Origin of the sequence: Paenibacillus thiaminolyticus, from assembly GCF_003591545.1 — a bacterium.
Classification (GTDB): domain Bacteria; phylum Bacillota; class Bacilli; order Paenibacillales; family Paenibacillaceae; genus Paenibacillus_B; species Paenibacillus_B thiaminolyticus_A.
This window is the reverse complement of the sequence record NZ_QYZD01000029.1, coordinates 1-19,501: the sequence shown is the minus strand read 5'-3', so window position 1 is coordinate 19,501 and position 19,501 is coordinate 1. Positions and strand designations below refer to the sequence as shown.

Here is a 19,501-nt window from a genome sequence, read left to right as displayed (position 1 = left end):
TATAGGTTAACGACAAGGCCAAGGAGTGGAGTGAGGGTGACATTGGAAGCACTGGCGTTGGCACGGAAGGAAGAGCAGAAGCAGGAGCTCCGTGAACGGTTGATGCAGTTGAAGAAAGAGCGTAACGCCATCATATTAGCTCATTATTATCAGCGCGATGAGATTCAGGAAGTAGCCGATTTCAGGGGAGATTCGTTCTTGCTGGCGCAGAAGGCCGCTGAGACCGATGCAGACGTTATCGTCTTTTGCGGTGTCCACTTCATGGGGGAGAGCGCCAAAATCTTGGCTCCGAACAAAACGGTCATCATCCCCGATGAGCGGGCTGGCTGCCCGATGGCCGATATGGTCAATGTCGACGGGCTACGGAAGCTGAAGGCGGAGTATCCGAATGCCAAAGTCGTTACCTATATCAATTCCTCTGCGGAGATTAAGGCAGAGACCGATATTTGCTGCACTTCCTCCAATGCGGTGAAGGTCATCGCTTCGCTGGATGCGGAAGAGATCATCTGGGTTCCCGATAAGAATCTAGGTCATTATGTAGAGCAGCAGACTGGCCGTCCTTTAATCAAATGGGAAGGCTACTGCAATACGCATGACATGCTGACGGTGAAGGATGTTATGGAGATGAAGGCGAAGTACCCGGGCGCGCCGTTCGTCGTACATCCGGAATGCCGCCCGGAAGTCGTAGCCATGGGGGATTTCGTCGGGAGCACGACTGCAATTCTTGATTATTGCAGACGGTCGAATGCGACCGATATTATTGTGGGGACAGAAGACGGCACCGGGTATCAGCTGCGGAACGACAGCCCGGAGAAGCGATTCCACTTCGCCACGAAGTATCTCGTCTGTCCGAATATGAAGGTAAATAATCTCAAAAAACTCGTGAAATGCCTCGAAACGATGCAGCCGCAAATTTATGTGCCGCCGCAGGTTGCCGAGAAAGCACGGTTATCCTTGGAGCGCATGTTACAAGTCAAGTAGAGTAGCATGCGCTACTCTTCTGTTCAAATATAACCAAGCATAAGAATCCATCATGAGGTTGTGAAGACAATGGCGAACCAGATTCCCCGTTACTTGATAGACTTTGCACTCGAAGATCTCGAGCAAGTTCATACTGACGTCATTGTGATTGGCGCCGGTATTGCCGGTCTCTATACCGCTATCCAGGCAAGCCGGGAACAGCGGGTGTTAATGATAACGAAGAAGTCGTTGTTCGATAGTAATACACGCTATGCGCAGGGCGGAATTGCGGCTGTGTTCGCAGACGATGATTCCCCGGCCTACCATCGTCAGGATACATTGATTGCCGGGGCAGGCCTGTGCGACCCTGAGGCGGTCGATGTGCTTGTCCACGAAGGTCCGGCCGGCGTCCAGGAGCTGATACGGATGGGGGCCTCCTTCGATGAAGAGAACGGCGCTATTGCCTTGACGCGGGAAGGGGCGCACAGCCATCGCCGCATTCTGCACGCGAATGGCGACGCTACCGGCTATGAGATTGTGCGCGCCTTGGCGGATCGTATCCAGCAGCTAGAGCAGGTCACAATCTGGGATGATCATTTCGTTATCGATCTCGTTACCGAGGAAGGCGAATGCTGCGGCGCGATCGTCCAGCGGGCGGACGGCAAGCGCGTATTCGTCAGCGGCAAGGCTACGGTCATCTGCTCCGGCGGCACCGGGCAGCTGTACCGCTATACGACGAATCCGGAGGTTGCCACGGGTGACGGCATCGCCATGGCGTATCGCGCGGGAGCTTATATTCAGGATATGGAGTTCATTCAATTCCATCCGACCGTGCTCAGCTATCCCGGGGCGCCGCGCTTCCTCATCTCGGAGGCGGTGCGGGGAGAAGGCGCCTACCTGCGCAATATCCGGGGAGAGCGCTTCATGGAGAACTATCATCCTCAACTTGAGCTTGCGCCCCGCGACGTGGTAGCCCGGGCGATCCTCAGCGAGATGGAAGCGACCAAGTCGACCTTCGTCTACCTGGATATTACTCATGAGACGGAGGCGATGGTTAAGCATCGCTTCCCGACGATATACGACACCTGCCTTCAATACGGTCTTGATCTGACCAGCGACTGGATCCCGGTGTCGCCGGCTGCCCACTACATGATGGGCGGCATCAAGACGGACTTGTGGGGAGAGACCAATATTCGCCGTCTGTTCGCCTGCGGCGAAGTGTCTTCGACCGGCGTGCACGGGGCGAATCGACTAGCCAGCAACTCATTATCGGAAGCGATCGTGTACGGCAAGCGGATCGTGGAACGGATTGGCGGACTTGAACCGCGAGCGGAGGGCTGCCCGCATGCCGCGCATCAGCGCGATCACCATGAGCCATGCATCCAGCCGATGGTGGAGCGCCGGCTGAAGCTGCAGAAGGTAATGGTCCGTTATGTCGGGCTGCGCCGCCATGCGGACGGCCTGATGAAGGGGTTAGGCGAGTTGAAGCGCCAGGCGGCCGTATTCGGTATGCTGCTGTCGAAGCGGGAGGAGTATGAATTCGCCAATTTGCTGGTCTGCGCCATGCTGGTCGCCGAGTCCGCCTTGTGGCGGGAAGAGAGCCGTGGAGGACATGCGCGGGAGGATTTCCCTGAGCGGCATGACGAGACATGGTGCAAGCATACCCTGCTGCATCGTGAATATGGAATTACGGAGGAGCGAGTGAGCATTGTATAGCTTGGAACGATTGGCACTGCGCCGACAATTGGAAGCGTGGCTGCAAGAAGATATAGGAACGGGCGACGTTACGACAGCCTACACCATTCCGGCCGGACACCAGTCTCGCGGCATCATTCATGCGAAGGAAGACGGCATGATCGCAGGACTGCCGGTAGCCGAAGCCGTATTCGCGGTCGTGGATCCCTCGCTGCGGTTCACGGCTCAGGTCGGGGACGGAGCCGTTGTTGCCCGCGGCACTGTTCTGGCGGAAGTGGAAGGCAGCACGCACAGTATTTTGAGCGGGGAACGGCTCGCCTTGAACCTGCTCCAGCGTCTGTCCGGGATTGCGACGAAGACGAACAAGTTCGTGCAAGCCATTGACGGCCTGAATACGAAGCTGGTCGATACCCGCAAGACGACCCCTGGCCACCGCGCCCTCGAAAAATATGCGGTTCGGGTCGGCGGGGGGAGCAATCACCGCTTCGGCCTGTACGATACCGTCATGATCAAGGACAACCACATCAAGGGGGCAGGCGGAATCGAAGCGGCGGTAAGCCGGGCACGCGCCAACATTCCGTACACGATGAACATTGAGGTCGAAGCTGAATCGATCGAGCAAGTGAAGGAAGCGCTGCAGGCGGGAGCGGACATTATTATGTTGGACAATATGGATGCGGTACGGATGCGCGAGGCGGTCGCCCTCATCCGGGAAGCCGCACCGCATGTCCTCATCGAAGCATCGGGAGGCGTCACCCTCGATACGATTCGGGACAAGGCGCTCACTGGCGTCGACGTCGTGTCTGTCGGCGCGTTGACCTACTCCTTTCACGCCCTGGACATCAGTCTGGACTTGAATGAGAAGAAAGAGGTTAGGCCGTGATACTTGTAATCGATATAGGGAACACCAACATTGTCCTGGGGGTCTACGAGGGAGACAAGCTGCTTCATAATTGGCGTTTGTCGACCAGCCGCCAGTCGACTACCGATGAATATGGCGTCATGATATACAATCTGTTCACGATGACCAAGCTGTCGGTTATGGATATTGAAGGGGTTATTCTTTCCTCCGTCGTCCCGCCGATTATGCATACGATGGAGATGCTGTGCAAGAAATATTTGAACAAGGCGCCGCTCATTGTTGGTCCCGGCGTCAAGACCGGGCTCAATATTCGCATCGAAAACCCGCGCGAGGTGGGGGCGGACCGGATCGTCAATGCAGTGGCGGCGATCGAGCTGTATGGTGGGCTAATGCCGCTGGTCGTCGTTGACTTCGGGACAGCGACGACATTCGATGTCATCGACGTAAAGGGCAACTATATTGGCGGCGCAATCGTGCCGGGCATCGGCATATCTACCGAAGCGCTGTATCAGCGGGCGGCGAAGCTGCCGCGGATTGAATTGACGAAGCCCAAGTCGGTGATTGGGCGCAATACGGTTCATTCCATGCAGGCCGGCATTATTTTCGGGTACGTCGGCCAGGTGGACGGCATTGTGGACCGTATAACCAATGAGCTTGGAGCCGAACCTACCGTTATCGCCACCGGCGGCATGGCGGAGCTCATCGCGAGCGAATCTCGTACGATTGATACGACGAACCCGTTATTGACGCTGGAAGGCTTGCGCCTTATTTATAATCGGAACAAATTGTAACCCTTTGACGGCCTATCCCGTCGTAGAATAAGAACAGTACAGGAGGCTCCCATGAACGATATGTTAGGACAGCAACCCGAAGAGAGGGAGAATATGCAGGACATGCTGATTCGCGGCACCGGACTGGGCGGCAAGGTCCGCATCTTCGCGGTACGCACGACCGGGCTGGTCAATGAATTGCAGCGGCGCCACGGCGCTTACCCGACGGCGACGGCTGCGCTCGGACGCACGGTTACCGCTGCCGCCATGATGGGCGCCATGCTCAAAGGCGATGAGAAATTGACCGTTCAGGTCAAGGGCGACGGACCTATCGGACAGATTGTCGCCGATGCGAACGCTCATGGCGAGGTGCGCGGCTATGTTACACATCCGCAGGTGCATCTGGCCAGCAATACCCAAGGCAAGCTGGATGTCGCAGGCGCGGTCGGACGCAGCGGCTTCATCCATGTCATCAAGGATCTTGGCTTGAAGGAGCCGTATCGCGGCAGCTCCCCGATTATCTCGGGAGAATTGGCCGAGGACTTCACGTATTACTTCGCCACCTCCGAGCAGACCCCGTCTGCCGTAGGCCTCGGGGTACTGGTGGATGTCGACAATTCCGTCCTGCATGCGGGAGGCTTCATTGTACAGTTGCTGCCTGGACTGACCGAGGAACAGATCAATCAGATCGAGTATTCGCTCAGTGTGCTCCCTCCCGTTACCGCCCTGCTGGATCAAGGCATGGAGCTGGATGAACTGGTGACTTGGATTATCAGTGACGCGAACGTTATGGAACGAATGCCGATTCGCTTCCAATGCCAATGCTCCCGGGAACGGGTGGAGCGGACATTGATCAGTGTAGGCAAGGGCGAATTGACGGCGATGATTGAAGAGGATGGCCGGGCGGAGGTAGTCTGTCATTTTTGCAACGAGAAGTATTCATTTGGAAGAGAAGAGCTGGAACAACTGCGTGATCAGGCGCAGCAAGCCTAGCCGGACAAGTCGCAATGGATGAGCACGGGCCGGAGGCGAGCCCCGCAGCGAACGATGGGACCCCGATCGTGGTCCCGCATCCGAATCGGTCGATAGGGCGGGGACAAGCCAGAGGTGTAACGGCTAACACGGAAATAACGGGATAAGGGAAGCAAGCGATATGACGAAAGAAGTCAAAAGCTTATGGGGCTGCATCCTCATTCTTTGCGTCTGCATCTTGGTGCTCGCCGGCATGCTCATCTTCAAGCATGATCGCCCTTCCGCGGGGCCGGATGCGAATGCTTCCCCTGATTCCTCAACGGTTGTGGCAACCGTCGGCGGGGAGAAGGTGACGCGTAAGGAATGGCAAGAGGAACTGGAGCGGCAGTATGGCGTGCAGGTTATGGAACAGATGCTAACGGCCAGGGCGGCAACGAAGGAAGCGGAAGCGTTAGGAATTAACGTAAGCCAGACTGAAGTGGAGCAAGAGATTGCGCGGCAGATGCAAGGGTATGAAAGCGCTGAAGCTTATTTTCAGGCAATGACGGAACAGTTGGGCATGAGTCCGGAGCAGATTCGGCAGGACATCCATTACCGGCTGCTGCTAGAGAAGATTGCGACTCATAACGTGAATGTGTCGGAGGAGGAGCTTGACCAGTATTTGCAGGACCATCGGGATGCTTACGAGTCTGTTAATGTATATCAGCTCGCCCATATTGTTGTGCCGACCCGCGAGGAAGCGGAAGACGTGCTGGCGAAGCTGAAGGACGGAGAGACCTTCGCCTCCTTGGCAGGGAGATTGTCGGTGGATGAATTCTCCTCCTATCAGGAAGGTCGTCTCGGATGGATTGATGCTAACGATCCGTTCTTCTCTCCCTCAGAGCTGGAAGCGGCGCGCGAGATGGAGGTAGGCGACATCTCGAATCCGATTGAAGTGAGCGACGGGTTCGCTATTCTGACCTTAACCGGCAAGCGCGAGGCGCAGCCGGAGGGGGAAGCTGCGATCAAGGAGCAGGCCCGCCGGGATGTGGCGCTGTCCAAATCGCCCCCGCTGAAGGAGTGGGAAGAGGCGCTTCGCAAAAAGTATAATGCCGTCGTTCTCGCGGCAACGTCCGTGAACGGGTAAATAAAAGGGATAACCGCAAGAGCGAGTGGATTCGTCCGCCCTTGCGATTATCCCTTTTTGTCATGCAGAGTCACTGCTTGTTATCGCCTGGAGCAAGCTTCAACTTTTGGCATAACCTTCGCGCGTTCTATTGACAACCTAAAGCTGGATTGGTAAGATTGAATAAAACCTAGTGATTTAGTCGGAAATTAGTGGATAATACGGATATACACTCGGCAAGACTCAGATATTGAATAATGGCAGGAGGGCATTGTTATGGCAAGAATCGTCAATAATGTAACCGAATTGATTGGGGATACTCCACTGGTACGTTTGAACCGCATCGTGCCGGAAGGCAGTGCCGAGATTTACGTCAAGCTCGAATATCAGAATCCGGGAGCCAGCGTGAAGGACCGGATTGCAATCAGCATGATCGAAGTGGCAGAGCAGGAAGGCTTGCTGAAGCCCGGCGATACGATCGTCGAGCCGACGAGCGGTAACACCGGGATTGGCCTCGCTATGGTCGCGGCGGCCAAAGGTTACAAGGCGATTCTCGTTATGCCGGAGACGATGAGCATCGAACGGCGCAATCTGCTGCGCGCTTACGGTGCGGATCTTGTGCTTACCCCGGGCGCGGAAGGAATGAACGGGGCCGTACGGAAGGCAGAAGAGCTTGTTCAGGAGAATCCTTCTTACTTCATGCCGCAGCAGTTCAAGAATAAGGCGAACGTCAAGGTGCACCGCGAGACGACAGGGCCGGAGATTGTTGAAGCGATTCGTTCGCTAGACGGCCGGCTGGATGCGTTCGTGGCCGGAATCGGCACCGGCGGAACGATCTCGGGAACCGGCGAAGTGCTGAAGGAGAACTTCCCGGGCATCCGCGTGGTCGCGGTCGAACCGTCCGCTTCTCCGCTGTTGTCGGGGGGCAAGCCGGGACCGCATAAGATTCAGGGCATCGGGGCGAACTTCATTCCGGACATTCTGAATCGCAACGTCTACGATCAGATCATTGCGGTAGATAATGAAGATGCGTTCGAGGTGGCCCGCCAGGTCGCGAAGTCGGAAGGCATTCTGTGCGGCATCTCATCGGGAGCGGCTATTCACGCAGCTCTGCAGGTCGCTCGTGAGCTGGGCGAAGGGAAGCGTGTCATTGCCGTCGTTCCAAGCAATGGCGAGCGCTACTTGAGCACGCCGCTGTTCAGCTTCGAGAATTAAACGCTTTTATCAATATCCCCTCCCATCAGGAGCACGCGGGCAAGTCATTGCCCTGGGCGCTTTCTGGCGGCGAGGGGTTTTTTGGATGTGTGAGGGGAGCCTTTCCTTCCCGGGGCTCTTTGTTTATACTTACGGTAACGATTCCGGTGATTCATGTCACAGATATGCGATCACGGGTAAGGCGAGGTGGAGAAGTGGAGCAGATGTCCCTGCGTGAAGTAGCGATCATTACAGCCGGTCATTGGAGCCGGTGGGTACAGGAAGGGTACACCGTGCTTCCTTATATAGCGAAATATGAATGGGGGCATGAGGCCTTGGCTTCATGGCTTCCGGTATGGGAGGATGCGGGCAGCCATGCGGCCGTGCTCGAGAGCGGCAAGGACGGCCGGTACACGTATTTGGCCTGCAAGCCCGTGTCCGTCATTACCGGCAAGGATCGGGAGGCGTTCATTCAGGAAGGGGACAAGCCGTCCCGCCGGGAGGAAGGGGAGCCGCTCCAACTGTTGAAGCGGTGGATGTCCCCTTACCGCGCGCCGAAGGTGGATGGGATGCCCAAGTTCATCGGCGGCTGCATCGGGTATTTAAGCTATGACGTCGCCCGTTCACTTGAACGGCTGCCTGAGTCTGCGGCCGATGATCTGGAGCTGCCGGATTACGTATTTGTGCAAATGGATGAGCTGTGGATTGTGGATAAGCAGGAGCGGCGGCTATACTGCGCCGTGGTGACGCGCTGGCCGGACGGGAATGCAGGGCAGGAAACGGCTGGCGCTGCCCTTGCCGTGAAGTATGAGGTAGCGGCTTCGCGGGCGCAGGCGATGAAGGCCCAGTGGGACGAATGGCAGGAACGGGGTTCCGCGAGCTTCGGCCCGGGCCAAGCGGCAAGCTCCTTGTCCGATTGCGGCCACGATCTGCAGACGATGGATATTGAGGCGTTCGAAGGGGTCGCCTCGGCATTTCCGAAGGAGGAGTTCAAGTATGCGGTGCGCCGCATTCAGCAGTATATCGGGCAAGGGGATGTGTTCCAGGTGAACTTGTCCATGCGCCAGTCCCGCCGCCTGAGTGAGACGCCGGAGCGGCTGTATGAATGGCTGCGCGCATTGAACCCCTCCCCGTACATGGGCTTGCTTCGCTTCCCCGAGTTCCAACTTGTGTCCTGCTCCCCGGAGCTGCTGGTCCGCCTGGAGCAGGGCAGCGTAAGCACGCGTCCGATAGCCGGGACGAGACGTCGCGGCCGTACGCCGGAAGAGGACGCCCGCTTGGCGGAGGAACTCCGGACCAACGAGAAGGAGTGCGCAGAGCATATTATGCTCGTCGATCTGGAGCGCAACGACCTTGGCCGCATCTCGGCTTATGGCTCGGTGCGGGTGGATGAGCTGATGGTTATCGAGACGTACTCTCATGTCATGCATCTCGTCTCGGAGGTGCGCGGCATGCTTGCGGAGGGCAAGGATGCCTTCGATGTCATCCAAGCGACGTTCCCCGGCGGGACGATTACCGGCGCGCCGAAGGTACGGACGATGGAAATTATCGAGGAGCTGGAGCCGATCCGCCGCGGGCCATATACCGGGTCGTTCGGCTGGATTGACTATAACGGCGATTTGGAATTAAATATTATTATTCGTACGCTGGTGGTGAAAGACCAGATAGGATATATTCAGGCGGGCGCCGGCATCGTGATCGATTCCGACCCGGAACGCGAATATGGCGAATGCCTGAACAAAGCCAAGGCATTATGGAAGGCAGTGCAGTTGAGCGAGAGTGTGCCGGCGGATGCCATTCCGCCGGGAGAGAAGGAAGCAGAGGCAGACGAGGCGAGAGGAGCGGTTCAGGATGATTCTGGTCATTGATAACTATGATTCGTTTACGTACAATTTGGTGCAATATTTGGGGGAGCTCGGCGAAGAGGTGCAGGTCTGCCGCAATGACGAGATCGATATCGCGGGCATCGAACGGCTGCAGCCGGATCATCTGCTGCTGTCCCCGGGCCCATGCACGCCGAACGAAGCGGGCATCACGCTGCAGGTCATTGAGCATTTTGCAGGCAGTATCCCGATTCTGGGGGTATGTCTCGGCCATCAGGCAATCGGCCAAGCCTTCGGCGGCGAGGTTGTCCGTGCCGAACGGCTGATGCATGGCAAGACGTCGCCGATTATTCATCAGGGCGAATCGATCTTCGCCGGCTTGCCGAATCCGTTCACGGCGACCCGGTATCATTCGCTTATCGTCGATCGGGCGAGTCTGCCGACTTGCCTGGCGATTACGGCGGAGACGGCCGAAGGGGAAATTATGGGGCTTCAGCATAAGGAATATCCGATTGTGGGCGTCCAATTCCATCCGGAATCGATTATTTCTGAACATGGGCACCAGATGCTGCGCAATTTCTTGAGCATGGCGGCGCCTGTGTGATGACGGGCATCATCGGTTGGAATGGAGAGCTGGTGCCGAGTCATCAAGCCGCGGTTTCCGTGATGGACCACGGCTTTTTGTACGGCATGAGTCTGTTCGAGACGATGCGCACGTATGGCGGCCGGCCCTTCCTGCTGGAGCGTCATCTGGACCGGCTGGCTGGCGCCTGCGAGGAGCTGGGAATCCGCTGGACGGAAGGAGCGGAGCAGGCAGAGGCCCATATCCGGGCCGTCATGGCCGCTAACACCCTGGAAGAGGCTTATGTCCGGTATACGGTAAGCGCCGGCGAGAACGGCTTCGGCTTGCCGGGCGGCGATTACGCCAGCCCGGTGACGATTGTGCTGGTCAAGCCGCTGCCAGACGTTCCGGATGCGCTGTATGCGGAAGGGAAGCCGCTGCAGCGGCTGCGGTTGGCTCGCAATCGGCCCGAAGGGAACAGGCGCTTCAAGTCGGGCCATTATATGAATAATATTCTCGCCAAGCGCGAGCTGGCCGGGTATGAGTCGGCGGCACTCGGGGCGGAAGGCTTCATGCTGGCCGCGGAAGGATGGCTGGCGGAGGGTATCGTCAGCAATCTTTTCTTCCTCACGGGCCGCCGGCTCTGTACCCCGGATCTGGCAACGGGCATTCTTCCCGGCATCACGCGGGGGGCCGTTCTGGAGCTCGCTGCAGACTGCGGGCTTGCGGCCGAGGAAGGGCTGTACCGCTGGGATGACCTATTGGAGGCAGACGAGATTTTCATAACGACCTCCGTGCAGGAACTTGTACCGATTACTTCGTTGTGGGATGAGACAGGGCAGGCAGCCGTAATAAGCGGGGGACGAATCGGAGCCTCCACCCGTGCGCTGCTGGATGCCTATCGCTCCCTGACGGTACGCAATTTTTGACAGGCTGCGAATGAAGGACGAGGCGTTGGCGGCCCGTTGTTGTCTTTCCCTATGGAACAAAAGCTTGTGACAGATCGGAGATGTTGAACATGCTGCAGCCGATATGGCGGCAACGAACCTATCGTTGGGCGAACGGTGCCTTGACTCTCGGTCAGCGCACCTTAATTATGGGTATATTGAATGTGACCCCGGATTCCTTCTCGGACGGCGGCCGGTACAACCGCGTAGACGCGGCTCTGCGGCACGCGAAGGAGATGCTGGAATCGGGAGCCGACATTATCGATATCGGCGGAGAGTCGACCCGTCCGGGCCATCAGCCCGTCGGGCAGGAGGAAGAACTGGAGCGGGTGCTCCCGGTCATCGAGGCGCTGCGCAGGGAGCTGCCGCAGGCACCGATCTCGGTGGACACGTATAAAGCTGAGGTGGCGCGGCAAGCACTGGAGGCAGGCGCCCATATTATGAATGACATCTGGGGCTGCAAGAAGGAGCCGGAGATGGCGCATATCGCCGCCCGCTATGGATGTCCTCTCATCTTGATGCATAACCGTCCGGAGCGGCGGTATGACCCGTTCATAGAAGAGGTGAAGGTGGACTTGCTCGCGAGCGTGGCGCTGGCCAAAGAGGCGGGAGTGAAGGACGACCAGATTTGGCTCGATCCTGGTATCGGCTTCGCGAAGACTGGGGAGGACAATCTCATCCTGATGAGCCACCTGGACGAGCTGTGCGCGCTAGGCTATCCGGTCTTGCTCGGCACGTCCCGCAAGAAGTTCATCCGGGATACGCTGCAGCTGCCGGTCGATGATGTGGTGGAAGGAACGGCGGCGACGGTAGCGCTCGGCATTGCGCAGGGCTGCCAGATCGTGCGCGTGCATGATGTTGCCTCGATTGCGCGAACGGCGCGGATGTGCGACGCGGTGTTGTACCGCTGACAGCAGGCGGCAATTCAAAGAAAGGAAAGGAGCGGAAGCGATGAGAGTCGTGAAGCCAGATCGGATGCAGCTCCATCGGATGGAATTTTTCGGCAGGCATGGGGTGTTCGCGGAGGAACGGGCGTTGGGTCAGCGCTGGATCGTCGATCTCGATTTGCAGATCGATTTACAGAAGGCGGGGCAATCGGATAAGCTGGAGGACTCCATTAATTATGCCGAAGTGTTCTATTCCGTCAAATCCATCGTAGAGGGGCAGTCGTATCAGCTCGTGGAGGCGTTGGCCGAGCGGATTGCCGAGGGGGTGCTGGACGGGTATCCCGCTATTCAAGAGGCTCGTGTGCGGGTTACGAAGCCCCACCCGCCGTTCGATATTCATTTCCAGGGCGTGACGGTGGACATTACGCGGGCCCGGATTACGGAAGAGGACCGTCAAGCGGGGGCTGCCGATGAATGACATGAAGCAGGAAGCATTGGCCTATATTGCGCTTGGAGCCAACCTCGGCGATCGGGAGCACTCTCTGCGGGAGGCGATTGCGAGGCTGGACGCCCATCCCGCGATTCGGGTGGCCGCATGCTCGGACATTTATGAGACGGAGCCGGTCGGGCACACGGATCAGCCCCAGTTTTTGAATATGGCGGCTCGGGTGACCAGTACGCTGGCGCCGCAGGATCTGCTGCGCGTTATGCTGGGCATCGAGCTGGAGATGGGACGGGTTCGCGATGTTCGCTGGGGACCCCGGGTCATCGATCTGGACCTGTTATATATGGAAGGATTCGAGATGGATTCACCGGAATTGACGCTGCCTCACCCTCGGATGGGAGAGCGGCTGTTCGTGCTCATTCCGCTGGCGGACGTTGTGCCTTCGGATAATAGCCAGCTGCACGCATTCGTTCACCGCGCCCTGGGAACACTGGATGGGAAGGAAGATATTCGGAAGTGGACAATCTTCAATTGGCCCGACGAATCCGCGCCTTTCGCAAATTAAGAGGCTTGACCCAGCAGCAGCTGGCTGACCGGCTGGGCATGTCGGTATCTGTGCTGGGCGAGATAGAGCGGGGACGGCGGAGACTGGATGAAGCTATGATGGGGCGCATTGCCGGGGAGCTCGGCGTGACGCAAGAGGAACTGGCATCTGATCCTTCTTTCCGGTAAAATGTTATCCTGGCATTGCTGTTGCGAATATAACCCGGCTCACGCTGTGTAGACGGTGAATTCGATAGAACAACGAGAGAAAGGAGAGTGGTCGATGTGTTGAAAATCGCCAACATCGAAATGAAAAATCAAGTCGTGCTGGCGCCGATGGCCGGCGTCTGCAATCCGGCGTTCCGGCTGATCGCGAAGGAATTCGGCTGCGGCCTCGTCTGTGCGGAGATGGTCAGTGACAAAGCACTCGTTCATGGCAACGAGCGGACGAGAGAGATGCTGTATGTCGACGATCGGGAGAAGCCGCTCAGCCTGCAGATTTTCGGAGGGGACCGTCAGTCGTTGGTGGAAGCCGCCAAAATTGTCGATAAAGAGTCGAACGCGGATATTATCGACATCAATATGGGTTGTCCCGTACCGAAGGTGACCAAATGCGATGCTGGCGCGCGTTGGCTGCTCGATCCGAACAAGATTTACGAGATGGTGTCGGCGGTTGTAGATGCCGTGGATAAGCCGGTTACGGTCAAGATGCGCATTGGCTGGGATGACGAGCATATTTATGTCGTGGACAATGCGAAGGCGGTCGAGCGCGCAGGCGGCCAGGCGGTCAGCGTGCATGGCCGCACGCGGGAGCAATTGTATACCGGCAAGGCGGATTGGAGCTACATTCGCCAAGTGAAGGAGGCCGTCTCGATTCCGGTTATCGGGAACGGTGATGTGGCGACACCGGAAGATGCGCGGCGCATGCTCGATGAGACGGGATGCGATGGCGTCATGATCGGCCGCGGCGCCTTGGGCAATCCATGGATGCTGTACCGTACGGTCGAATATTTGACCCACGGCGAGCTGCTTCCGGATCCGGCGCCGGAAGAGAAGGTGCGCATTGCGATTGTTCATATGGACCGCCTGATTGCGTTGAAGGGCGAGAATGTGGCGGTTAGGGAAATGCGCAAGCATCTGGCCTGGTACTTGAAGGGGTTGCCGGGAGCGGCGCGCGTCAAGGACAAGGTGATGGAAGGGACGCGGCGCGACGAGATGGTGCGGTTGCTGGAGGATTATGTCGCCGGCCTTGAAGCGAAGGAAACGATCGTCAACTAGATGAATGCATGCAGCAGGGCGCGATGCCCTGCTGATTTTTGTCAACACTGGCAAGGTATTGATTTCGCTCTGTGCCGCCTGATTCAGGACAGGACCTGTAGCAAAGCGTTTTCACGTCAGTGGGGCGTCTCATTGACTTTTACAAAATCATCCCATATAATTCAACAATAGAAAATTAGCTACGGGCTGATGCGTGCCCATGCATCTATTGGGAATTTGGAACAAGCCTGCGCGCAGGGGGCATCATGTGGCCGTGGCGCCATATGATGGGAATAAGGCATTCGCATCGATAAGCCGGTGCCGCTCACTGCGAGAGCGGCCCGAAGCTCGCATGCGAAAATAATGATCATGACAGGAGAATCGGTAAGATGAGTGATAAAGAAGTCATTCTGACCCAGGAAGGTCTGAAGAAGCTCGAGGAAGAACTCGATAATCTCAAATCCGTCAAACGCCGCGAGGTGGCGGAACGAATCAAGATAGCGATCGGCTACGGGGATATCAGTGAGAACTCCGAATATGAAGACGCGAAGAACGAACAGGCATTCATTGAGGGTCGTATCATTACATTGGAAAAAATGCTTCGTAATGCCCGGATTATCAACAATGACGAGATCGATACGGATATCGTAAGCATCGGCTCCACCGTCATCGTGCAGGATCTCGAGTTCGGTGATACGATGGAGTATACCATTGTCGGTACGGCGGAATCTGATCCATTGAAGAACCGGATTTCGAATGAGAGCCCGGTAGGCAAGGCAATTTTGGGCAAAGCCAAGGGCACTGTTGTTGACGTCAGCGTGCCTGCGGGCGTGATTCAATACAAAATCGTCGATATCAAGCTCTAAGCCACGACCCTGCTAGAGCGATGAAGCCGGCTGCAGCAAGCATAGCGGCGGTTGGCCGGCAGCGGCCACGGGAACATAACGGATGAAAGCTTCCTTTAGGGAAGCTTTTTTCTCATCATGCGGCATTAGGTCAGGGTGGAATTCTGGCGCTTGCGGAGGAGTTAGCGGGCCGATGACAATCGATGACAATCATTGACTATATCCCGGCGTCTCTGTCGTGTTATGATAGCGGTATGGAATGATCCGCAATGGGCCGATGCCAACCGGACATGCGGAGCAATAGAAGGAGTGAAACGTATGACGGATGTCGTCAATCAAGAGACCGAATTAAGCGAATTGCTACAGATTCGCCGCAACAAGTTGGACGAGCTGCGGAAGCTCGGTATTGATCCGTTCGGTGCCAAATATAGCCGTACGCATACTGCCCAGGCTGTATTGGATAAATATAACGGCATGACGAAGGAAGAGCTGGAGGCGGAAGGCGCTGTCGTAAGTCTGGCCGGACGCATTATGGCGAAGCGGGAGATGGGCAAGGCAAGCTTCGCCCATATTCAGGATCTGAGCGGCCGCCTGCAGATTTATGTTCGCCAGGATACGGTGCCTGCGGAGAAGTATGAGGCGTTCACGATGCTGGATCTTGGCGATATTATCGGCGTAAGCGGCAAGGTGTTCAAGACGAAGACCGGCGAGCTGTCGGTGAAGGTAACGGACTTGGAGGTGCTGTCCAAGTCGCTCTATCCGCTGCCGGAGAAATATCACGGCTTGAAGGACGTGGAGCTGCGCTATCGCCAGCGCTATGTCGATCTCATCATGAATCCGGATGTGCAGCAGACCTTTATCGCGCGCTCCCGCATTATTCAATCGATGCGCCGTTATTTGGATTCGCTCGGTTACTTGGAAGTGGAGACGCCGACGCTGCATGCGATCGCGGGCGGTGCGGCGGCACGGCCGTTCATCACGCATCATAACGCGCTTGATATGACGCTGTACATGCGGATTGCGATTGAGCTTCACTTGAAGCGTCTTATTGTGGGCGGCTTGGAAAAGGTGTACGAAATCGGCCGCGTCTACAGGAATGAAGGGATTTCTACCCGCCATAACCCGGAATTTACGATGATCGAGCTGTACGAAGCGTATGCCGATTATGAAGATATTATGCGTCTGACGGAAAACATGGTCGCACATATTGCGCAAGAAGTGCTTGGTACGATGCAGATCCGTTATCAGGGCCACGACATCGATCTGACTCCGCAATGGCGCCGCTTGTCGATGGTTGACGCGGTCAAGGAAGTGACCGGTGTCGACTTCTCGGTGCAGATGACCGACGAAGAAGCGCATGCGCTGGCGAAGGAGCATAAAGTGCCGGTGGAGAATCACTTCACGTTCGGGCATATTTTGAATGCCTTCTTCGAGCATTTCGTGGAAGAGACGCTGATTCAGCCGACCTTCATTACGGGGCATCCGGTGGAAATCTCGCCGTTGGCGAAGAAAAATGCGCAAGATCCGCGCTTCACGGATCGCTTCGAATTGTTCATCGTGGCCCGCGAGCATGCCAATGCGTTCACGGAGCTGAACGATCCGATCGACCAGCGCCAGCGCTTCGAGGCGCAGCTAGAAGAGCGCGAGCATGGCAACGACGAGGCCCATGAGATGGATGACGACTTCATCCGCGCCCTTGAATACGGAATGCCGCCGACAGGCGGACTGGGCATCGGGGTCGACCGCCTCGTTATGCTGCTGACCGATTCGCCTTCGATTCGCGATGTGCTGCTGTTCCCGCATATGCGCGACCGCAGCAATTCATAATATAGAACGGCCAAGGAGACCGGCTCTCGATAGGAGGGCCGGTCTTTGTAGTTCATAGTGCTGTCGAGTTTCTCGACAAGAAGTCACGAATGTAAATTGACATTTCCGAAACGGATTGCCATGTTTGTGGTATCGATAACATCTCGGAATATTTCTCACCGAATGACGAAGGTATTCCGGTTCATTTCTGTGGCGGTTCCTGGGAGCTTCCCCGTATGGGCCTACGAGGAGGAGTTATATGACGGACAACGTAACGAAGGACCGAGAGGAGCGGCTATGGTACCGGCAGCCTGCCGGACAGTGGGTAGAGGCGCTGCCGATAGGGAACGGGCGCCTGGGGGCCATGCAATTCGGCGGGGTGGATTCGGATCGCCTGCAGTTGAATGAAGATTCGGTCTGGTACGGCGCGCCGGCCGCTCGCGAGAATCCGGATGCCGCCTCTGCCTGTCATTCGGCAGTGTCTGTTGGAAGGGAAGCCTGAAGAGGCGGAGCGGATCGCCCGGCTGGCGCTGGCTTCGGTGCCGAAGCATTTTGGCCCCTACCAGACGCTTGGGGAATTGAAGATGTTTTTCCATGGAGAAGAAGGAGAAGTGACTGGATATTCGCGGGAGCTATCCTTACCTGAAGGACTGGCCCGGGTCGAGTACACCCGGAACGGCATTGCCTATTCGCGGGAACTGCTCAGCAGCGTCCCTGACCAAGTGATCGCGCTTCGGTTGACCGCCCTCTGCTGCGAAGCGGGTATCTTTGTCCCTGTATCTGAACCGGCGCTCCTTCGAGGACGGGACGACGGTAATCGCATCCGACACGATCGTGATGCAAGGGCAATGCGGGGCTGGAGGGGTTCGTTATTGCGCTGTATCGAAAGCGTTTGCTGATAATGGAGAAGTGACTGCTATCGGCGATTGCCAGTCTATCGACGCTGCGGATGCCGTGACCCTATATATCGCGGCGACGACCACGTTCCGCGAATCGAATCCGCTGCAGACGTGCCTGCGGCAGGTGGAAGCAGCTGCTTCAAGAGGCTACCGGCAGGTCCGCTCCGACCATGTGAGGGACCACCGCGCTCTGTATGAGCGGGTGGCTCTTCATCTGGGCGGCACCGCGGAGGATTCCCTATGCCGGCTCCCGACGGACGAACGGCTGGAGCGGGTGCAGCAAGGGCAGGCAGATCCCGGATTGTTCGCCCTGTTTTTTCAATACGGACGTTATTTATTGATGGGGAGCTCCCGGCCTGGCACGCTGCCCGCCAATTTGCAGGGTATCTGGAACCCACATATGACTCCGCCGTGGGAGTCGGATTTCCATCTTAATATTAATCTGCAAATGAATTACTGGCCGGCGGAAGTGGCCAATCTGGCGGAGTGCCACGAACCGGTGTTCGAACTGCTGGATCGGCTGCGAACGAACGGCAGGCGTACGGCAGCTGTCATGTACGGCGCCGACGGATTCATGGCGCATCATGCAACGAACCTGTGGGCGGACACCGCTCCGGTAAGCGATGTCGTGTCTGCCACCTTCTGGCCGATGGGCGGAGCCTGGCTGGCGCTGCATGCGTGGGAGCATTACCGTTATGGGGGAGACGAGGCGTTTCTGCGAGAGCGGGCTTATCCCGTTATGAAGGATGCGGTGCTCTTCCTGCTCGATTATCTGGTGGAAAATGCGCAAGGGGAATGGGTTACGTCTCCTTCGATCTCACCTGAAAACCTCTATCGTCTGCCGAATGGCCAGCAAGGCACACTATGCATGGGTCCTTCTATGGATACGCAAATCATGCGGGCGCTGTTCCATGCCTGTCTTGAGGCGGTTGGAGGCAGGGCGGAGGAAGATGCGTTCCGCGAACGGCTGGAGGCGGCATTGACCCGCTTGCCTCGGCATCGGATCGGCCGGGATGGGCAGCTGCTGGAATGGGCGGAGGATGGAGAGGAGGTAGACCTGGGCCATCGGCATATTTCTCATCTGTTCGCTCTGTTCCCGGGGGATGACATTACCCCCATTCACCGTGCCGGAAGCGGCGCAAGCGGCAAGGCGGACCCTGGAGAGGCGGCTAGCGCATGGCGGCGGACATACGGGATGGAGCCGGGCCTGGATTATTTTATTCTGGGCCCGGCTGGGGGATGCGGAGCAGGCGTATGCTAATCTGGCGGCTTTGCTGCAGAAGTCCGTGCATCCCAATCTGTTCGGGGATCATCCTCCATTCCAGATCGATGCGAATTTCGGCGGGACAGCGGCCATCGCTGAGATGCTGCTCCAGTCTCACACAGACACGCTTGCGCTTCTGCCGGCGCTTCCTATAGATTGGCCAAGCGGATCGGTGTGCGGCCTGCGTGCCCGAGGCGGATATGAGGTCGATATCGCATGGGAGGGCGGCCGGCTGACGGAAGCCCGAATTACTGCTGTGCGGAGCGGAATGTGCACGCTTCACTCCGCTTATGATCTGGAGATTCGCGAGGAGGGGCAGGAAGGACAGGAAGGACAGGAAGGATAGGCTATCCGTCTGGGAGCCTCGGTGGAAGGACGGGCATGGAAGGCGGAAGGCGGGCGCAGCTACCTTATCCGGCCGGCTAAGGCTGTATCGGATGGCGAATAAATTCAGGCTGGCGGGGAAGCTTCTATATAGAAGGAACGAGGCCGGGGCTCATTGCTCCGGCTCCCGTTCCGATGCGTCGGCTGTACCGGATATCATCGGGCGGAAGAGGCGGATAATTCGAAATTTTAAAAAGTAATATTTTACCTGTTGCATGAAGAAGAAAGCCGTGATATATTATAAAAGTCGCCGCTGAGAGATGCGGGACAGCAAGAAAAGA

Annotated in this window: 20 protein-coding genes and 1 pseudogene; 20 read left to right on the top strand and 1 reads right to left on the bottom strand. The window is 57.2% G+C overall.

Annotation, left to right across the window (positions count from 1 at the left end):
• The first annotated feature begins 42 nt into the window (after nucleotides 1-42).
• The 20 genes and pseudogenes from nadA (at nucleotide 43) to DQX05_RS32480 (ending at nucleotide 19,182) form a co-directional block, all read left to right on the top strand.
• Entirely contained in the window at nucleotides 43-981 is a 939-nt protein-coding gene (gene nadA / locus DQX05_RS23220) for a quinolinate synthase NadA (protein WP_119795799.1), read from the top strand.
• 69 nt (nucleotides 982-1,050) lie between these two features.
• Nucleotides 1,051-2,676, top strand: a complete 1,626-nt coding sequence (gene nadB / locus DQX05_RS23215; protein WP_119795763.1) for an L-aspartate oxidase — start codon at nucleotides 1,051-1,053, stop codon at nucleotides 2,674-2,676.
• A complete protein-coding gene (gene nadC, locus DQX05_RS23210) occupies nucleotides 2,669-3,538 on the top strand; it encodes a carboxylating nicotinate-nucleotide diphosphorylase (RefSeq protein WP_119795762.1) in 870 nt (289 codons plus the stop codon). Before nadB ends, nadC begins: the two co-directional genes overlap by 8 nt.
• Nucleotides 3,535-4,308 (top strand): type III pantothenate kinase, encoded by a 774-nt coding sequence (locus DQX05_RS23205; RefSeq protein WP_119795761.1) that lies wholly within the window; start codon nucleotides 3,535-3,537, stop codon nucleotides 4,306-4,308. The genes nadC and DQX05_RS23205 overlap by 4 nt, the downstream gene beginning before the upstream one ends.
• 51 nt (nucleotides 4,309-4,359) lie before the next feature.
• The gene (hslO, locus tag DQX05_RS23200) at nucleotides 4,360-5,280 is read left to right on the top strand and encodes an Hsp33 family molecular chaperone HslO (RefSeq protein WP_119795760.1); all 921 of its coding nucleotides are present in this window, start codon (nucleotides 4,360-4,362) and stop codon (nucleotides 5,278-5,280) included.
• 160 nt (nucleotides 5,281-5,440) lie between these two features.
• Nucleotides 5,441-6,385, top strand: a complete 945-nt coding sequence (locus DQX05_RS23195) for a SurA N-terminal domain-containing protein (RefSeq protein ID WP_119795759.1) — start codon at nucleotides 5,441-5,443, stop codon at nucleotides 6,383-6,385.
• A 255-nt stretch (nucleotides 6,386-6,640) separates the two neighbouring features.
• Nucleotides 6,641-7,579 carry a cysteine synthase A gene (gene cysK / locus DQX05_RS23190; protein ID WP_119795758.1) on the top strand — a complete coding sequence of 313 codons (939 nt, stop codon included), beginning with the start codon at nucleotides 6,641-6,643 and terminating at the stop codon, nucleotides 7,577-7,579.
• A gap of 203 nt (nucleotides 7,580-7,782) precedes the next feature.
• Complete coding sequence (locus tag DQX05_RS23185; RefSeq protein WP_119795757.1) at nucleotides 7,783-9,426, top strand: anthranilate synthase component I family protein; 1,644 nt, start codon at nucleotides 7,783-7,785, stop codon at nucleotides 9,424-9,426.
• The gene (locus tag DQX05_RS23180) at nucleotides 9,410-9,985 is read left to right on the top strand and encodes an anthranilate synthase component II (protein ID WP_119795756.1); all 576 of its coding nucleotides are present in this window, start codon (nucleotides 9,410-9,412) and stop codon (nucleotides 9,983-9,985) included. Before DQX05_RS23185 ends, DQX05_RS23180 begins: the two co-directional genes overlap by 17 nt.
• Nucleotides 9,985-10,872 carry an aminotransferase class IV gene (locus tag DQX05_RS23175; protein WP_119795755.1) on the top strand — a complete coding sequence of 296 codons (888 nt, stop codon included), beginning with the start codon at nucleotides 9,985-9,987 and terminating at the stop codon, nucleotides 10,870-10,872. Before DQX05_RS23180 ends, DQX05_RS23175 begins: the two co-directional genes overlap by 1 nt.
• An 89-nt stretch (nucleotides 10,873-10,961) precedes the next feature.
• Nucleotides 10,962-11,801 (top strand): dihydropteroate synthase, encoded by an 840-nt coding sequence (gene folP / locus DQX05_RS23170; protein WP_119795754.1) that lies wholly within the window; start codon nucleotides 10,962-10,964, stop codon nucleotides 11,799-11,801.
• Nucleotides 11,802-11,841: 40 nt separating this feature from the next.
• Nucleotides 11,842-12,255, top strand: a complete 414-nt coding sequence (gene folB, locus DQX05_RS23165; protein WP_119795753.1) for a dihydroneopterin aldolase — start codon at nucleotides 11,842-11,844, stop codon at nucleotides 12,253-12,255.
• The gene (gene folK / locus DQX05_RS23160) at nucleotides 12,248-12,787 is read left to right on the top strand and encodes a 2-amino-4-hydroxy-6-hydroxymethyldihydropteridine diphosphokinase (protein WP_119795752.1); all 540 of its coding nucleotides are present in this window, start codon (nucleotides 12,248-12,250) and stop codon (nucleotides 12,785-12,787) included. Before folB ends, folK begins: the two co-directional genes overlap by 8 nt.
• Entirely contained in the window at nucleotides 12,739-12,954 is a 216-nt protein-coding gene (locus tag DQX05_RS23155; protein WP_119795751.1) for a helix-turn-helix domain-containing protein, read from the top strand. The genes folK and DQX05_RS23155 overlap by 49 nt, the downstream gene beginning before the upstream one ends.
• Nucleotides 12,955-13,050: 96 nt before the next feature.
• Nucleotides 13,051-14,043, top strand: a complete 993-nt coding sequence (gene dusB, locus DQX05_RS23150; RefSeq protein ID WP_119795750.1) for a tRNA dihydrouridine synthase DusB — start codon at nucleotides 13,051-13,053, stop codon at nucleotides 14,041-14,043.
• Between the two features lie 368 nt (nucleotides 14,044-14,411).
• Nucleotides 14,412-14,888: a transcription elongation factor GreA gene (gene greA, locus DQX05_RS23145; protein WP_006678253.1), complete on the top strand. Its 477-nt coding sequence runs from the start codon at nucleotides 14,412-14,414 to the stop codon at nucleotides 14,886-14,888.
• Nucleotides 14,889-15,185: 297 nt separating this feature from the next.
• Nucleotides 15,186-16,694, top strand: a complete 1,509-nt coding sequence (gene lysS / locus DQX05_RS23140) for a lysine--tRNA ligase (RefSeq protein WP_119795749.1) — start codon at nucleotides 15,186-15,188, stop codon at nucleotides 16,692-16,694.
• 238 nt (nucleotides 16,695-16,932) lie between these two features.
• A pseudogene (locus tag DQX05_RS32495) lies at nucleotides 16,933-17,572 on the top strand (glycoside hydrolase family 95 protein).
• A 10-nt stretch (nucleotides 17,573-17,582) separates the two neighbouring features.
• Nucleotides 17,583-18,833: a glycosyl hydrolase family 95 catalytic domain-containing protein gene (locus tag DQX05_RS32485; protein ID WP_259392188.1), complete on the top strand. Its 1,251-nt coding sequence runs from the start codon at nucleotides 17,583-17,585 to the stop codon at nucleotides 18,831-18,833.
• A complete protein-coding gene (locus tag DQX05_RS32480) occupies nucleotides 18,730-19,182 on the top strand; it encodes a glycosyl hydrolase family 95 catalytic domain-containing protein (RefSeq protein WP_472924377.1) in 453 nt (150 codons plus the stop codon). The genes DQX05_RS32485 and DQX05_RS32480 overlap by 104 nt, the downstream gene beginning before the upstream one ends.
• Before the next feature lie 124 nt (nucleotides 19,183-19,306).
• Here the strand turns inward: DQX05_RS32480 and DQX05_RS31480 are convergent.
• Nucleotides 19,307-19,501: hypothetical protein (locus DQX05_RS31480; RefSeq protein ID WP_220483246.1), on the bottom strand; the 195-nt coding region annotated here is incomplete at its 5' end.

Coding starts and splice junctions, on each gene's coding strand:
- nadB (WP_119795763.1), top strand. CDS start 1,051: ATGGCGAACCAGATTCCCCGTTACTTGATAGACTTTGCACTCGAAGAT.
- hslO (WP_119795760.1), top strand. CDS start 4,360: ATGAACGATATGTTAGGACAGCAACCCGAAGAGAGGGAGAATATGCAG.
- DQX05_RS23195 (WP_119795759.1), top strand. CDS start 5,441: ATGACGAAAGAAGTCAAAAGCTTATGGGGCTGCATCCTCATTCTTTGC.
- cysK (WP_119795758.1), top strand. CDS start 6,641: ATGGCAAGAATCGTCAATAATGTAACCGAATTGATTGGGGATACTCCA.
- DQX05_RS23185 (WP_119795757.1), top strand. CDS start 7,783: ATGTCCCTGCGTGAAGTAGCGATCATTACAGCCGGTCATTGGAGCCGG.
- DQX05_RS23180 (WP_119795756.1), top strand. CDS start 9,410: ATGATTCTGGTCATTGATAACTATGATTCGTTTACGTACAATTTGGTG.
- DQX05_RS23175 (WP_119795755.1), top strand. CDS start 9,985: ATGACGGGCATCATCGGTTGGAATGGAGAGCTGGTGCCGAGTCATCAA.
- folP (WP_119795754.1), top strand. CDS start 10,962: ATGCTGCAGCCGATATGGCGGCAACGAACCTATCGTTGGGCGAACGGT.
- folB (WP_119795753.1), top strand. CDS start 11,842: ATGAGAGTCGTGAAGCCAGATCGGATGCAGCTCCATCGGATGGAATTT.
- folK (WP_119795752.1), top strand. CDS start 12,248: ATGAATGACATGAAGCAGGAAGCATTGGCCTATATTGCGCTTGGAGCC.
- greA (WP_006678253.1), top strand. CDS start 14,412: ATGAGTGATAAAGAAGTCATTCTGACCCAGGAAGGTCTGAAGAAGCTC.
- lysS (WP_119795749.1), top strand. CDS start 15,186: ATGACGGATGTCGTCAATCAAGAGACCGAATTAAGCGAATTGCTACAG.